This window comes from Curtobacterium sp. PhB137 (assembly GCF_003814955.1).
Taxonomy (GTDB): Bacteria; Actinomycetota; Actinomycetes; order Actinomycetales; family Microbacteriaceae; genus Curtobacterium.
This window is the reverse complement of record NZ_RKQO01000010.1, coordinates 156,263-172,523: the sequence shown is the minus strand read 5'-3', so window position 1 is coordinate 172,523 and position 16,261 is coordinate 156,263. Positions and strand designations below refer to the sequence as shown.

Genomic DNA, 16,261 nt, shown 5'->3' with positions numbered 1-16,261 from the left:
CAAGGGGGACCTTGTGGGAGAGTAGGACGCCGCCGGACTTAACGTTGCAACACCAGGGAACCCCTGACCAGCACTGGTCAGGGGTTTTCTGCGTTTCCGGGCTGAGCCGTAGGATCAGCCGACGACGGAGGAACGATGACCGAAGCCTGGCCGGCACTGCCCGAGGGTTCCCGCTTGGCACTGCGGGAGATCCTCATCCACGGCACGCTCTCGCGGGCGGAGATCGCACGGTCGCTCGGGCTGTCGCGCGCGAGCTTGACCCGGGCGATGCGCATCCTCGTGGCACACCGGCTCGTGGTCGAGGTCGGTACCGACGTGCGTGGGGCCACCGGTCGGCCGTCGGAGCTGCTGCAGTCGAGTACGGGGCAGTGGGAGTTCCTCGGCGTCAAGCTGACCCGGGAGCGCCTGTACGCCGCGGTGACCGACCTGGGCGGGCGCGTCCTCGCCCTGCACGAGGAGACCGTCCCGTCGACCGCGCCAGAAGACCTGGCCGACCAGATCAGCACCGTGCACGAGCGCCTCCGTGCCGCACACCCCGCGATCTGCGCCGTCGGGGTGTCCCTGCCCGGTGACGTCCTCACCCGGGGCGGAGAGGCCGTCGTGGCCGCGTCGCCGTTCCTCGGGTGGACCGACGTCCCGTTCGCACGGATGGTCCGGGAGCGAACCGGGCTCCCAGCCTTCACGGCGAACGACGTCCACGCCCTGACCGTCAAGGAACACTGGTTCGGTGCCGGCGCCGGCCGCGGGTCCATGGCCCTGGTCACCGTGGGTGAGGGACTCGGCCTCGGGCTCATCGTGAACGGGCAGGTCTCCACCGGCGAGCACGGGCGACTCGGTCGGATCGGGCACCTTCCGGTCCTCGGTGGTGGGCCCGACTGTGGCATCGGGCACGCGGGGTGTGCCTCGAGCTACCTGCCGAGCCCGGTCATCGTGCGGAACGCCGGGCGCGAGGGCTCGTCGTACGAGCAGGTCGTCGAGCTCGCGCGGAACGGTGACGAGCAGGCCGTGTCAGCGTTCGATGACGCCGGGCGAGCACTCGGGGTCATCCTGGCCACCGCGGTGCACATCGCCGACCCCGCCGCGATCGTCCTGACCGGCGACGGGCTGCCGGTGTACGACCTGGCGCGGACCACGGTGGACGAGTCGCTCCGTGCGGCCCTGGCTCCGTACCGGCAGCCGGTGACCGTCGAGGTGCAGCCGTTCGAGTTCTCGGAGTGGGCGCGAGCGGGGGCGGTCCTCGCGATCCGGCAGCTGCTCGAGACCTGATGCGGCACCACTGCCACCGCGTTAGTTACACACGTTGACAAACACCGCCGGAGGCGGGAGGCTGGTGCGGTCCACCCATCGAAGGAGATGCCGTGACCGCTGCCCCCACCGTCCCGTGGCCGACCGACGGCCTGTCGTTCGGCGGCGACTACAGCCCTGAACAGTGGCCGCGCGAGGTCTGGCTCGAGGACGTCCGCCTGATGCGCGAGGCCGGGGTGAACCTGGTCACGGTCGGGGTCTTCTCGTGGGCGCTGCTCGAGCGGTCGCCGGGGGAGTACACCTTCGACTGGCTCGACGACGTCATCGCCCTGCTGCACGACAACGGCATCGCGGTGGACCTCGCGACGCCGACCGCCGCCCCGCCGAACTGGCTGCTGACCGCCCACCCAGACGTGCTGCCGGTGGACGCCACGGAGCGTCGTGAGCGCCCGGGTGGACGACTCGGGTGGTGTGCGGCGTCGACGGTCTTCCGCGAGCACGCCCTGCGGATCGTCGGTGCCCTGGCCGAACGGTACGGTCACCACCCCGCGGTGCGGCTGTGGCACGTGAGCAACGAGCTCGGTGGCGGGAACGGCCGCTGCTACTGCGAGGAGTCGGCAGCGGACTTCCGGCGCTGGCTCGCCGACCGGTACGGGGACGTCGACACCGCGAACGCCGCGTGGGGAACGGCCTTCTGGGGGCACACCTACACGTCCTTCGACGAGGTCTCACCCCCTCGTGGCGTCGGCGGCGCACCGAACCCCGGCCTCTTCCTGGACTTCGAGCGGTACTCGTCCGACGCCCTGCTCCGGCACTTCGACGCCGAGAAGGCCGTCATCGAGCGGCACTCGGACGTCCCCGTCACGACGAACTTCATGGTCGGTGCGGGATCGCAGGTCGTCGACTACGCCGCGTGGGCGAAGCACGTCGCGATCCCGGCGAACGACCACTACACGCTCGTCGACGACCCGCACCGCGAGCAGGACCTCGCCCTCGCCGCCGATCGGATGCGCGGCATCACCGCCGACCGCACTCCGTGGTTGCTCATGGAGCACTCGACGGGCGGCCCGAGCTGGCAGCAGCGCAACCGGGCGAAGGAACCGGGCGAGATCCTGCGCAACTCGCTCGTGCACGTCGCCCGCGGGTCCGACGGCGCACTGTTCTTCCAGTGGCGGGCCTCCACCGCGGGGGCCGAGCAGTTCCACTCCGCGATGGTCCCGCACGCCGGCACCCGCACCCGGATCTGGCGCGAGGTCGTCGCGCTCGGCCGCGCACTCCGCGACCTCGCCCCCGTGCAGGGCAGTCGCGTCGAACCGGCGCGGGTCGCGATCGTCGTCGACGAGCCGTCCGGCTGGGCACTGCAGTCCGGGCTGAAGCCGCACCGAGCCCTGCGGTACTCGCGGGAGCTCCGTGCCTGGTACGCCGCGTTCCACGACCGACAGGTGCTCACCGACGTCGTGCCCTCGGACGCCGACCTCGACGGCTACGACGTGGTCGTCGTCCCCACGATGCTCATCGTCGACGACGCCACCGCCGCACGGATCGCCGCGGTGGTCGACCGCGGCGCGACCCTCATCGTCACCTACCTGTCCGGCGTCGCCGACGAGACCGCCCGTATCCGCGCCGGCGGCTACCCGGGCGCGTTCCGGCAGGTGCTCGGCGCCTGGAGCGAGGAGTTCACCCCGCTGCAGCGCGACGAGACCCGCACGCTCGACGACGGCGGCACCGTCACCGACTGGGCCGAGGCCGTCGTGGTCGACGACGCCGACGTCGTGCTCCGCTACACGGACGGGCCGCTCGCGGACCGCGCAGCGGTCACCCGCCGCGCCGTCGGCGGCGGCGCCTGGTACGTGTCCGCGATGCTGCCTGCCCAGAGCACCCAGCGGCTCGTGGACCGGGTCGTCGAGGAGCGCGCGCTCCCGCGGACGGTCACCGCGCCTCCCGGCCTGGAGGCGGTGCGCCGCGTCCACGACGACGGATCCGTGTTCCTGTTCCTCGTCAACCACCGCGCGGACGACGTGACGGTCGTCGCGTCCGGTACGGACCTGCTCGACGGCTCCGGCCACGGGCCGGAGACCGTCGTGCCCGCCGGTCGCGTCCGCGTCCTGCGCGAGGAGCGTGCGTCGTGACCGTCGTGGACCGCGATCCGGCGCCGGCGCGCGCACTCGACGGGCGGCAGGTGCAGGTCCTGCGCGGCGGCGGGGTGTCGCTCGTGCTGGCGACCGCCGACGACGGGCTGCCCGAGGTGCTGCACTGGGGCCGCGACGTCGGACCCGTCACGGACGGCGACGGCGCCGAACTGCTGCTCGCGCTCGGACGGCCGCTCGGACCGAGCGCCCTCGATGCAGCCTGGCCACTGACCGTGCTGCCGACCGAACGCGACGGGTGGGAGGGACGACCCGCGATCGCCGGGCACGTCGACGGGCTGCCGCTCGTGCCGCGGTGGCGCGACGTCGAGGTGACCGCGGAGCCGGGCGCGCTGGTCGTGACCGCGGTGTCCGACGAACTGCTGCTGCGGAGCGCCTTCCGGCTCGACGCCGCGGGGGTGCTGCGCGTCGGGCACACCGTGACGAACGGGGCCGCCGTGCCCGTGCACCTGCAGGCGCTCGAGGCGACGCTGCCCGTGGGCGAACGGGTCGGCGAGGTGCTCGACCTGGCCGGACGGTGGACGCGGGAGCGCACCCCGCAGCGGCGGACCCTGACCGCCGGCAGCCACGCGCGGGAGAGCCGCCGCGGTCGCACCGGCCACGACGCCCCGACGCTGCTCGTGCTCGGGACGCCGGGGTTCTCGGACGCTTCCGGTGAGGTGTGGGCCGTGCACCTGGCCTGGAGCGCCGACTCGGTGCACCGCCACGACCTGCTCGCCGAGGCGCGACCGCTGCTCGGTGCCGGGGAACTCCTGCGCGCCGGCGAGGTCGTCCTCGGGCAGGGGGAGTCCTTCGCCGCGCCCGACGCCGTCTTCGTGTGGAGCGACGCCGGGCTCGACGGCCTGTCCGACCGGCTGCACGACTCGCTCCGCAGCCGCCCCGGTCACCCGAAGCGCCCCCGTCCGGTGGTGCTCAACACGTGGGAGGCCGTCTACTACCGGCAGGGCCTCGCGCCCCTGGTCGCCCTGGCCGAGACCGCCGCGGACATCGGCGTCGAGCGGTTCGTGCTCGACGACGGCTGGTTCCTCGGGCGGCGCTCGGACTCGACGTCGCTGGGGGACTGGCGCGTCGACCCGACGGTGTGGCCGGACGGCCTCGGACCGCTCGTCGACCGGGTCCGCGGTCTCGGCATGGAGTTCGGGCTGTGGTTCGAGCCCGAGATGGTGAGCCCGGTGTCCGAGCTCGCGGCGGCGCACCCCGAGTGGCTGCTGCAGCGCCCCGAGGACGACGTCCGCACCTGGCGGAACCAGTACGTGCTCGACATGGCGAACCCGCTCGCGCGGGCGTACGTGCTCGAGGCGATGTCCGCCGTGATCGGGGCGCACCACGTCGACTTCGTGAAGTGGGACCAGAACCGCGACATCGTGCACGCGGTCCACGCCGGACGCGCCGGCATCGACGCACACACCCGCGGGGTCTGGACGCTGATGGACGCCCTGCGCGCCCGGCACCCGTGGCTCGAGATCGAGGCGTGCGCGAGCGGCGGCGCCCGCGTGGACCTCGGCGTGCTGGAGCGCACCGACCGGGTGTGGCCGTCGGACTCGAACGACGCGTTCGAACGCCTGCCGATCCAACGGTGGACCGAGGCGCTGCTGCCGCTCGAGCTGATCGGCTCGCACGTCGGCCCCGAGGTCTCGCACACCACCGGCCGGCACCTCGACCTGGACTTCCGGATGACGGTGTCGCTGTTCGGATCCGCCGGCATCGAGACCGACGTCACCCGGCTGTCCCCGACGGAGCTCGACCGGCTGCGGGCGTGGACGGCGTTGTACAAGCGGGAGCGCGGGCTGCTGCACACCGGCCGGCTGCGGCACCTGGAGCTCGGCGACCCCGGGCTCGTGGCGACCTCGGTCGTGGCCGTCGACCGGTCGCGGGCGCTGGTGCGGGTCGCACGGACCGAGACCGGGCCGCAGTCGCTGCCGGTGCCGTTGCGGATGCGGGGGCTCGACCGGGCGCGGCGCTACCGGCTCGCCCCCGTCACGGGGCTGCGGGTGCCGCACGGACTCGACATGGTGCCGCCGGCGTGGCTCGTGCGCGGGTACCTGGAGCTGTCGGGTGCGGTGCTCGAGGACGTCGGGGCGCGGCTGCCGCTGCTGGCCCCCGCGACCGCGATCGTGTTCGAGCTGCACGCCCTCGACTGACGCGACCCTGCCGGCCGCCGTTGGCCTGCCGGCCGCCGTTGGCCTGCCTGCCGGCCGCCGACGGCCGTCGGCCGTGGTCGGGCAGGCGCGGCCGGCGAGCGGGCGGAACATCCCGGTTCGTGGCGTGCGCACGCGGGTGTTTCGCCCGCTCGGCGGGACGGCGCGGCCGTACTGGTGCGCTGACGGTTCTGGTTCGCGATCTCGCAGGATCGTGAACCAGAACCGTCACGCCGCTGGCGGAACCCGTCCCCGCCCGGGCGCGGCCCGCGTCAGGGGAGGAGCGAGCCCGCGTGGCGGAGGACGAGCGGGCCGACGAGTGCCTCGGGGTCGATGCCCGGCGCACCCGTCACCGTGAAGGTCGCCGACTCGCCGGCGAGCAGGGACACCAACCCGTGGTCGACCCGAGCGGCCGGGTCCACGCGGTCCGGGAACAGCGAGACGTCCCGCGCGTAGGACGTCGCCGTCACCGTGACGACCGCCCCGTCGTCCGTCCCCGTGACCGACGTGGACAGCGGTGCGCGGGCGAGCACCTGGTCGACGACCTCGGCGAAGTCGAACACCGTGCGGGTTCCGGCTCCGGTGACGACGAGCACCTCGGACCCGGCGTCCCCGGGCACGGCGAGCGAGGCCGGCAGCGTGACCCGGTCGGCGTCGGCGGGTGCGGCGGCGAGCGAGAACGACGACGAGTCGAGCACCGTGCCGTCGAACGCGACGCGGGAGACCGTGACCTCGTCGGCGACCGGCGCCCCGGACGCGTTCACGAGCACGACGTCGAGCCCACTGCCGCCAGACGGCTGCACGGTGAGCAACACCGGTTGGTAGGCCTGCCGCACCGCGTACCAGACGGGCTTCCGGATGCCCGCGTGGTCGACGAGCGCCCAGGACACCACGGGCCAGTCGTCGTTGAGCTGCCAGACGATCATCCCGGTGTTGTCGGGCGTGCTGGACCGGAACCACTCCATGCCGAAGCGGATCGCGTGCGCCTGGTTGAGCTGCGCGGCCCAGTGCCAGTCCTCGATCGAGGTGGGCGACGGCAGGTGCCCGCGCATGCCGTCGGCGAGCTTCCGGTTGCCCTGGTCGGCCTTCTGGTGCACGAGCATCTCGTGGCCGTCGGGGTCGAGCGGCTCGTCGTGCACCACGGCGGTCAGGGTCGACCAGGCGGGCGGCCCCTGGAACCCGAACTCCGCCACGAACCGAGGGTTCCAGTCGGCGTAGGCGCGGTAGTCGAGCCGGTTCCAGACGTCCCAGATGTGCACGCTGCCGTTCCGCTCGTCGTTCGGCGTCAGGTACTCGTCGAACGAGAACGGGCTGCCCGGCGTGTACGGACGGGTCGGGTCGAGCTCGGCGACGATCGCGGGCAGCATCGAACGGTAGTAGCCGTTGCCCCAGGTCCGGCCGACGAGCGACGGCCGCCAGCCCCACTCGGCGTACGCGACGAGGTTCTCGTTGTTGCCGTTCCACACCACGAGCGACGGGTGCGGGCTGAGCCGGGTGACGGCTTCGCGGACCTCGGGCTCGACCTCGTCGGCGAGCCAGGGCTCCTCGGCGTAGGCGGCGCAGGCGAACAGGAAGTCCTGCCAGACGAGCACCCCGAGCTCGTCGCAGCGGTCGTACAGGTCGTCGGACTCGTAGATCCCGCCGCCCCAGATGCGCAGCAGGTTGACGTTCGCCTCGATCGCGTCGTCGATCCGGTCGGCGTAGCGCTCGGGCGTCATCTCGGTCAGGTACGCGTGGTCGGGGATCCAGTTCGCGCCCCGCACGATCACCGGCCGGTCGTTCACCCGGAGCAGGAACGGCGCTCCGCCGGCGTCGGCGGCGGTGTCGAGCGTCACGGTGCGGAACCCGACGCGGCCGGTCCAGACGTCGTCGCCGACCTCGACCCGGACGTCGTGCAGCGGCTGGTCGCCCTCGCCGCGCGGCCACCAGACGGCGACGTCGGGGACCTCGAGCCGCACGACGGCGATGCCGTCGACGACGGCGCGCACGTTGGTGACGGACGGCGCGGACGGGCGGCCGGGAGGCACGGTGCCGGACCCGACGGGCGTCGCCGCCGCATCGGTGCCGCTCGCGCCGGGGGCGGACGTGCTCTGCTCGGCCAGGGCGGCGCCGTGGCCGTCGGCCCCGCCGGGGGTGACGTGCGGGGTCAGGGTGACCCGCGCCTCCAGGCCGGCCCGACCGGACACCCCTGCGACCGGAGCCGACCCGATGTGCTGGGAGAAGGCGCCAGTGGAACCTGCGGACTCGACGTCGACGTGCGCGGTGAGCACGCCGGTGGTGCCGTCGACGTCGACGAGGGGGCGGACGGCCGCGATGCGGGCGCCGCTCCACGACTCGATGCCGATCGACTTCCAGATGCCACTCGTGGCGACGTCGATGCCCCAGTCCCAGCCGAAGTTCGATGCGTTCTTGCGCAGCGCGTTGTACGGGTGGTGGTTGACGTGGGGGAGTTCGCCGCCGTGCAGGGCGGACAGTCGCTCGGCCGCGGGGACCGGGGCGTCGAAGGTGATCACGAGCTCGTTCGTGCCGGGGCGCAGCAAGTGCCCGACGGGGAACCGGTACGCGCGGTGCTGGTTCGCGGTGGTGGCGACGACGATGCCGTTCAGCTCGATCGTCGCGAGGGTGTCGAGCCCGTCGGCGACGAGGTCGTGGCGGGCGTGCGTGGTCGGGCCCGTGCCGGTCTCGCCCGACCACGCGAAGGTGCGGCGGTACCGCCACACCGTGTCGCCGATCCACTGGGTCGCAGCCTCGTTGTCGCCGTCGAACGGGTCGGGGATCCGGCCCGCCCGCAGCAGGTCGGTGTGCACGCAGCCGGGGACGATCGCGGCGACCGGCTCCCGGTGCGCATCGGCCTGCGCCGGGCCGTGCACCGCCTCGACCGTCCACGTGCCGTCCAGGGTGGTCCGCTCCATTGCGTCTCCTCAATCGTGACGGGGCCGTGACCCGACCCCTTGACCGCCTTAGTTTACGCGTGTAACAATCACGCTCACAACGTGGATCCTGCGACGACGCAGACCGAGAGGACAACGATGTTCAACCCAACCCGTTCACGGCTCGCCATCGGCGCCGCCGTCCTCCTCGCCGCCGGCCTCGCGCTGAGCGGCTGCAGCGCGAGCGGCAACGCCAGCACGAAGGACGACGCCGCCTCGACCCTGGTCGCCTACACCGGACAGTCCGGCGACTACCAGATCAACTTCAACCCGTGGTCGCCGTCCAACATCGGCGGCGTCGGCACGATCTACGAGTCGCTGTTCTTCATCACCAACGTCAACACGAACGACCCGAAGCCGCTGCTCGGCAAGTCCTACGAGTGGAACACGGACGGCACGCAGCTCACCATCACGCTGCGCGACGGGGCGACCTGGAGCGACGGCGAGCCCTTCACCTCGAAGGACGTCGTGTTCACGCTCGACATGCTCAAGAAGCAGAAGGCCCTCAACTCGATCGGCTACGACGGCACCGCGAAGGCCGACGGCGACTCCAAGGTCGTCGTCACGTTCGACAAGCCGTCGTTCGTGCTCGGCCCGAACCTGCTCGGCAAGACCTGGATCGTGCCCGAGCACCTGTGGAAGGACATCGACCCGACCACCGACGTCGTGCGCGAGCCCGTCGGCACCGGTCCGTACACGCTCGGCACCTTCAAGGCGCAGGCCTTCACCCTCGAGGCGAACAAGAAGTACTGGGACGGCGCCCCGGCTGTGAAGACCATCCGCTACCTGTCGCTCTCCGGCAACACCGCCGGTGCCGACGCGCTCAAGCAGGGCTCGATCGACTGGCAGACCGGCCCGGTGCCGAACATGGACGACATCGCCGGCAACTACAACGGCTACGACGGCATCACCGTCGGCCAGAACCAGATGGCCCTGCTCACCTGCGCGAACACCGACCTCGGCTGCACCGGCCCGCAGACCGACCCGGCCGTCCGGCACGCCATCGCCGACGCGATCAACCGCAAGCAGCTCAACTCGCTGGCGTTCGAGAACACCGCGAGCGAGATCTCGCCGACCTTCGCGCTCACCACGACGCAGAAGGACACCATCTCGAAGGACATCGAGCCGGCCGTGATGCCGGAGACCGCCGACAAGGCCGCCGCCGCGTCGTCGCTCGAGGGCGCCGGGTGGAAGAAGGGCTCGGACGGCATCTACGCCAAGGACGGCAAGAAGCTGTCCCTGACCGTCGAGGTCGTCACCGGCTGGACCGACTACATCACCGCGATCGACACGATGACGCAGCAGCTCAAGGCCGCGGGCATCGAGCTCAAGGCGCAGCAGTCGTCGTGGAACGAGTGGACCGACAAGAAGACCAAGGGCAACTTCGAGCTCGCGATCGACTCGCTCGGCCAGGGCCCGACGGCGAACCCGTACTACCTGTACAACAACTACTTCACGACGGCGAACACCGCGAAGGTCGGTGCAGCAGCCCCGATGAACATCTCGCGGTACAGCAACCCCGACGTGGACAAGGCCATCGCGAAGCTCGCGACGATCAACCCCGAGGACACCGCCGCCACGCAGCCGGAACTCGACACGATCCAGCAGCACATCGTCGAGGACCTGCCGTACATCCCGGTGATGACCGGCGGCACGACGAGTGAGTTCCACGCGGCGAAGTTCACCGGCTGGCCCACGAAGGACGACCTCTACGCCTTCCCGGCCGTCTGGGCGAGCCCGGACAACGCCGAGATCTTCAAGGCGCTGAAGCCGGCGAAGGGCTGACCACGATGGGATCGCGACCGAGGAGCACTCGACGATGACCTACTTCCTGCGCAAGATCGGCTTCTACATCGTCGCCCTGTGGGCAGCGCTGACGCTGAACTTCATCATCCCGCGGCTGCTGCCCGGGAACCCGGTGGACATCCTGCTCGCCAAGCTCCAGCAGCGCGGCGGGCAGGTGACCCCGGCGACACGGCAGGCGTACGAGCTGCTCCTCGGTGGCGATTCCTCGGAGCCGCTGATCTCCCAGTACGGCCACTACCTGGTCAACGTGTTCCGCGGTGACCTCGGGGTGTCCGTCAGTTACTTCCCGGCCCCCGTCACCGAGGTCATCGCGAGCTCGCTGCCGTGGACCATCGCCCTGGTCGGCATCGCCACCATCCTGGCCGCCATCATCGGCGTCGGCCTCGGCGCCTTCGTCGGCTGGCGTCCGGGCACCTGGCTCGACTCGTTCGTGCCGGCCACCACCCTGCTCGCCGCGGTGCCGTACTTCTGGCTCGCGCTGATCCTGGTGTACTTCTTCGCCACCGGCATCCACCTGTTCCCGGCACAGGGCGGCTACGACGTCATCCTGACGCCGGGGTTCAACTGGGACTTCATCGCCTCCGCGATCCAGTACGGGGTGCTGCCGGCCGTGACGATCGTGCTCGCATCGCTCGGCGGCTGGCTGCTCGGCATGCGCAACATGATGGTGTCGACGCTGTCCGAGGACTACATCACCACCGCCCAGGCCAAGGGGCTGTCCGACGGCAAGATCCTGCGGAACTACGCCGCCCGGAACGCCGTGCTGCCCTCGGTCGCCGGGTTCGCGATCTCCCTCGGGTTCATCGTGTCCGGCTCCGTCGTCACCGAGCAGGTGTTCTCGTACCCGGGCATCGGGTCGAAGCTGCTGTCCGCCGTGACCAACAACGACTACGCGCTCATGCAGGGGATCTTCCTGTTCATCACCCTGGCGGTCCTCGGCGCGAACCTCGTCGTCGACCTGCTGTACGGGCTCATCGACCCGCGGACGCGGGCGCGGAGCTAGGGAGGACACGCCATGACCAACATCCAGCAGGACACCGAACCCACCATCGGCGCACTCGCCGAGGAAGCCGACGCCGGGTCGACGCGGAGCATCGCCACGGCCCGAGCGTCACGACCGAAGGGCGGCATCCGCCGTTTCCTGCCGACCCTGACCCCGTGGCTCGTCACGGGCATCGCGCTCGTCGCCGGCGTCACGCTGTTCGGGGTCCTCGGGCCGCTGCTCGTCGGCGACCCGACCACCATCCGCGACTCCGGGCTGCAGGGACCGAGCGGCGAGAACCTCCTGGGGACGACCCAGACCGGGCAGGACGTGCTCGCCCAGCTCGCCTACGCCACCCGCGGCAGCCTGCAGATCGGCCTGATCGTCGGCGTCCTCGCCACCGTGCTGTCCGCGTTCTTCGGGATCCTCGGCGCCTACCTGGGCGGGATCATGGACGAGGCGTTCTCGCTGTTCTCGAACGTGTTCCTCGTCATCCCCGGCCTGCCGCTCGTCATCGTCATCTCGGGCCTGGTCCCGCGCGAGGCCCGCGGGCTCTGGACCATCGCCGTCGTCCTCGCGATCACCTCGTGGGCCGGGTCCGCCCGGGTCCTGCGGGCGCAGACGATGTCGATCCGGAACCGCGACTACGTCTCCGCCGCCCGGGTCGCCGGCGAACGACCTTGGCGGGTCATCGCCGTCGAGATCCTGCCGAACCTGCTGCCCGTCCTGGCGTCGCAGTTCGTGTTCGCGGTGATCGCCGCGATCCTCGGGGAAGCGGGGCTGTCGTTCCTCGGACTCGGGGCGTCGAACTCGTCGACGCTCGGCACCATGCTCTTCTACGCCCAGAACGGTTTCGCGCTGGCGAACGGCGCCTGGTGGTGGTTCGTGCCGCCCGGCCTGCTCATCGCCCTGCTCGGCATGGGCCTGTCCCTGGTGAACTTCTCGATCGACGAGGTCATCAACCCGCGACTCGCGAACGTGCGCGCCCAGCGGCGGCGCGAACGTCGCGCCAAGCGGGCCGCCCGCGCCTCGCGGTCCGCACGCACCACGAAGGAGTTCGTCCGATGAGTGCCGAAGCCGTGCTGACGATCGACCACCTCGACGTCGTCTACGAGACCGAACACCCCGTGCACGCCGTCAAGGACGTGTCGCTCACCCTGGCGCCCGGCGAGATCCTCGGGCTCGCGGGGGAGTCCGGCTGCGGCAAGACGACCCTGGCCTACGCCATCACCCGGTTGCACCGACCGCCGGCGAAGGTCGCCTCGGGCAGCATCACGTTCCACGACCGGGACGGCACCGACATCGACCTGCTCGGGCTGCCGCACGAGCAGCTGCGGGCCGTGCGCTGGTCGAAGCTGTCGATGGTGTTCCAGGGCGCGATGAACGCCCTCAACCCGGTCACCACCATCCGGGCGCAGCTCGACGACGCCCTGAAGGAACACCGGCGCGACCTGTCCCGCAAGGAGCGGCGCGCGATCGCCGAGGACGCCCTGAGCCGCGTCGGCGTCGACCCGTCCCGCATCACCGCGTACCCGCACGAGCTGTCCGGCGGCATGCGCCAGCGCGTGATGATCGCGATGGCGATGCTGCTCGAACCACAGATCATGATCATGGACGAGCCCACCACCGCCCTCGACGTCGTGGTGCAGCGCGAGATCCTGCGCGAGATCGTCCGACTGCGCGACGAGCTCGGGTTCGCCGTCGTGTTCATCACGCACGACCTGCCGCTGCTGCTCGAGATCAGCGACCGCATCGCGATCATGCTGCGCGGCGAGGTCGTCGAGTGCGACCGGGCCTCGGTCATCCAGCACGACCCGAAGCACCCGTACACGCAGAAGCTGCTGCAGTCGTTCCCGAGCCTGTCGGGGGAGCGCGGCGCGTTCATCCGCTCCGGCGTCGACGACCACGCGGCAGCAGTCCACGAGGAGATCCGATGACCAGCGTGACCGTCAGCCACCTCGGCAAGGACTTCCGCACCCGCAAGGGCCTGAAGCGGACCACCCTGCACGCCGTCGACGACGTGTCGTTCGAGCTGCTGCCCGGGAAGACCGTGGCGTTGGTGGGGGAGTCCGGCTCGGGCAAGTCCACCATCGCCCGGATGCTCGCCAAGCTCGAGAGCACCACCCGCGGCTCGATCGACGTGCGGCTCGAGGACGGCACACCCGTCGTCGGCAGCATGTACCGCCGGCACGTGCAGATGGTGTTCCAGGACCCCTTCGCGTCACTCAACCCGTTCCACTCGATCGAGCACCACATCGCCCGGCCGCTCCAGCTGCACCACCGAGCCCGGGGCGCCGACGAGACCGCCGAGAAGGTGCGGGAACTGCTCGGCCGCGTCAACCTCGACGAGGACTTCGCGAGCCGCCGCCCGCACGAGCTCTCCGGCGGACAGCGGCAGCGCGTCGCGATCGCCCGTGCACTCGCCCCCGGGGCCCAGGTGCTCATCGCCGACGAACCGGTGTCGATGCTCGACGTGTCGATCCGGCTCAGCGTGCTCAACCTGATGGGCCGCCTGCAGCGCGAGGACCACCTCGCCGTGCTCTACATCACGCACGACCTGGCGACCGCACGCCACTTCTCCGACGAGATCCTGGTGCTCTACCGCGGCCGGGTCGTCGAACGCGGGCCGTCCGACGCCGTCATCCTCGACCCGCAGCACGACTACACCCGACTGCTCGCCGAGGCCGCCCCCGACCCGGAGCGCGTCGACCGCAAGGTGACCTCGGGCAGCGCCCTCGACCGCTCGAAGATCGACAACACCACCTGCTACGACCACGGTGTCGGCGCGTGGGTGTCGAGTGAGCCCGCTCCGGTCGGCGCACGGTGAGCGGAGCCTTCGCCGACTGGGTCACGCCGGGGTTCTCGGCACGGTTCTGGATCGGTGACGACCAGCCCGCGGCACTCGTGTCCTTCGTGGCGAGCGGTGGAGCGCTCGCCGACGGACCCGACGATCCGCAGCCCCTGGTGGAGCTGACGACGATCGGACACGGGCGGTTCCCGGGCGGGTACCGGCACGTGGACTCCACGATCGGGGCGCGACTGCGACCCGTGTCGTGGCGTGCGTCCGACGACGCGACTGATCCGTGGTTCCGGATCGTGCAGGCGGACGCGGCCACGGGCCTCCAGGTCGAGTCGGTGTTCCGGGCGCGCGCCGACGCACCGGCGTTCCAGACGTGGACCGAGGTGTCCGCCGACGGCGGCGAGCACGTCGTGGACTTCGTGTCGTCGTTCGCGACCGGGGCGTTCTTGACGGACTCCGGGGTCGGCGTCGACGACCTGGCCCTCGTGCACGCGGACAACGACTGGGCGGCCGAGAGCCGGTGGCGGACCGATCCGCTGCGGTCGATCGGACTCGCAGCGATCGACCGCGAGGCGCAGCACCACCCGCCCCGCAGCCGCGCCGTCGTGCAGAACCGTGGGTCGTGGTCGACCGGTGAGGCACTGCCGATCGGCGTGCTGACACCTGCTGCGTCCGCTGGCGCTGCGCCCTACGCGCTCGTCTGGCAGGTCGAGCACAACGGGCCGTGGCTGTACGAGCTCGGCGAGACCCGACGGCACGCGTACGTGCTGCTGAGCGGGCCGACCGACCAGGAGCACCAGTGGACGGCGGTCGTGGCTCCGGGGCAGCCGTTCGTGTCCGTGCCGGTGTCGGTGGGGATCGCCGGCTCGGTCGGTGGGGCGTTCGAGGTGCTCACGGCGCAGCGTCGGGCGTTCCGGCACGTGCGCGAGGCCGATCGCGCCCTGCCGCTCGTGTTCAACGACTACATGAACACGCTCATGGGCGACCCGACCACCGAGAAGCTGCTGCCGTTGATCGACGCCGCTGCCGACGCCGGAGCGGACCTGTTCTGCATCGACGCCGGCTGGTACGCCGAGGGGCACTGGTGGGACACCGTCGGGGCGTGGGAGGAGGCCGCGTCGCGGTTCCCGACCGGGCTCGGGTTCGTCATCGACCACATCCGGTCGCGGGCGATGCAGGCCGGGCTGTGGCTCGAGCCCGAGGTCATCGGCATCCACTCGCCGCTGGCCGCGACCCTGCCGGACGATGCCTTCGTCCACCACCACGGGGTACGGGTCGCCGAGCACGGACGGCACTTGCTCGACCTCCGGTCGACGGCCGCGCGGGCGCACCTCGACGCGGTAGTCGATCGACTGGTCGGGTCGCTCGGCGTCACGTTCTTCAAGATGGACTACAACACGATGACGGGGCCGTTTCCCGGCATGCTCGAGCACCAGCGCGCGCTCCTCGACTGGCTCGACGACGTGCAGGCCCGGTACCCGTCGCTGCTCATCGAGAACTGCGCCTCGGGAGCGATGCGCGCCGACTCCGCGATGCTGTCCCGGTTGCACATGCAGTCGACCTCGGACCAGCAGGACCCGGTGCTGTCGGCGTCGATCGCAGCCGCTGCCCCCGCCGCGATGCTGCCCGAGCAGGCCGGGAACTGGGCCTACCCGGCGCCGTCGATGTCGCCCGACCTGTTCGACCTGGCGCTCGTGAACGGGGTGCTCGGGCGGATGTACCTGTCGGGCTACCTGAACGAGATGTCGTCGGCGCAGCGTGCGGCCGTGGGCGACGCCATCGCCGCCCACCGAGCAGTGCTCGAGGTCATCGAGTCGTCGGTGCCGGAGTGGCCGCTCGGGCTGCCGGCATGGGAGGACCCGTGGCTCGCGCTCGGCTTGCGCGCTGCGTCGGGCGATCTGTACTTGTCGGTGTGGTCGCTGCCCGGTGCCTCGGGCTCGGTGTCCTTGCCGCTGCCGGGCTTCGCCGGGCAGGCGGTGGTCGTCGAGCCGCTGTTCCCGACGGCGCTCGGGTCGTGGTCCGTGGCGTGGGACGCTGCCTCGGGCTCGCTCGAGGTCGCCAACGGCGGGGCGACCCCCACAGCGCGGGTGCTCCGCGTCCGACCGGAGGGGGCGGACGCGGAGCACTGAGCGGGGCGCGCGTCGCGATGGCAGGGCGCGCGTCGGGGCGGACGGGAGGCACGGTGCAGGCAGGCGCCGTGCATCCCGTCCCGT

The 16,261-nt window shown here is 71.6% G+C and carries 10 protein-coding genes; 9 read left to right on the top strand and 1 reads right to left on the bottom strand.

What is annotated here, in order from left to right:
* Positions 1 to 135 precede the first annotated feature (135 nt).
* From EDF28_RS18205 to EDF28_RS18195, 3 genes are all read left to right on the top strand, one after another.
* Complete coding sequence (locus EDF28_RS18205) at positions 136 to 1,266, top strand: ROK family transcriptional regulator (protein WP_123939311.1); 1,131 nt, start codon at positions 136 to 138, stop codon at positions 1,264 to 1,266.
* Positions 1,267 to 1,358: 92 nt separating this feature from the next.
* On the top strand, positions 1,359 to 3,374 hold the full coding sequence (locus tag EDF28_RS18200; protein ID WP_123939310.1) for a beta-galactosidase: 2,016 nt from the start codon (positions 1,359 to 1,361) through the stop codon (positions 3,372 to 3,374).
* Positions 3,371 to 5,533, top strand: coding sequence for an alpha-galactosidase (locus EDF28_RS18195; protein WP_260155081.1), 2,163 nt, complete (start codon positions 3,371 to 3,373; stop codon positions 5,531 to 5,533). The genes EDF28_RS18200 and EDF28_RS18195 overlap by 4 nt, the downstream gene beginning before the upstream one ends.
* A 269-nt stretch (positions 5,534 to 5,802) precedes the next feature.
* Here EDF28_RS18195 and EDF28_RS18190 read toward each other — a convergent pair whose 3' ends face one another.
* Positions 5,803 to 8,442, bottom strand: a complete 2,640-nt coding sequence (locus EDF28_RS18190) for a glycoside hydrolase family 2 protein (protein ID WP_123939309.1) — start codon at positions 8,440 to 8,442, stop codon at positions 5,803 to 5,805.
* A 117-nt stretch (positions 8,443 to 8,559) separates the two neighbouring features.
* Between EDF28_RS18190 and EDF28_RS18185 the strand changes: the two genes are divergently transcribed.
* The 6 genes from EDF28_RS18185 to EDF28_RS18165 are packed head-to-tail and all read left to right on the top strand — an operon-like array spanning position 8,560 to position 16,177.
* Positions 8,560 to 10,245 carry an ABC transporter substrate-binding protein gene (locus EDF28_RS18185; protein WP_123340274.1) on the top strand — a complete coding sequence of 562 codons (1,686 nt, stop codon included), beginning with the start codon at positions 8,560 to 8,562 and terminating at the stop codon, positions 10,243 to 10,245.
* 34 nt (positions 10,246 to 10,279) lie between these two features.
* On the top strand, positions 10,280 to 11,269 hold the full coding sequence (locus EDF28_RS18180; RefSeq protein ID WP_111086984.1) for an ABC transporter permease: 990 nt from the start codon (positions 10,280 to 10,282) through the stop codon (positions 11,267 to 11,269).
* Positions 11,270 to 11,281: 12 nt separating this feature from the next.
* On the top strand, positions 11,282 to 12,316 hold the full coding sequence (locus EDF28_RS19360) for an ABC transporter permease (protein WP_185094297.1): 1,035 nt from the start codon (positions 11,282 to 11,284) through the stop codon (positions 12,314 to 12,316).
* Positions 12,313 to 13,185 carry an ABC transporter ATP-binding protein gene (locus tag EDF28_RS19355; protein ID WP_123313058.1) on the top strand — a complete coding sequence of 291 codons (873 nt, stop codon included), beginning with the start codon at positions 12,313 to 12,315 and terminating at the stop codon, positions 13,183 to 13,185. The genes EDF28_RS19360 and EDF28_RS19355 overlap by 4 nt, the downstream gene beginning before the upstream one ends.
* Entirely contained in the window at positions 13,182 to 14,075 is an 894-nt protein-coding gene (locus tag EDF28_RS18170; RefSeq protein WP_123939308.1) for an ABC transporter ATP-binding protein, read from the top strand. Before EDF28_RS19355 ends, EDF28_RS18170 begins: the two co-directional genes overlap by 4 nt.
* Positions 14,072 to 16,177, top strand: a complete 2,106-nt coding sequence (locus tag EDF28_RS18165) for a glycoside hydrolase family 36 protein (RefSeq protein ID WP_123939307.1) — start codon at positions 14,072 to 14,074, stop codon at positions 16,175 to 16,177. The genes EDF28_RS18170 and EDF28_RS18165 overlap by 4 nt, the downstream gene beginning before the upstream one ends.
* Positions 16,178 to 16,261 lie beyond the last annotated feature (84 nt).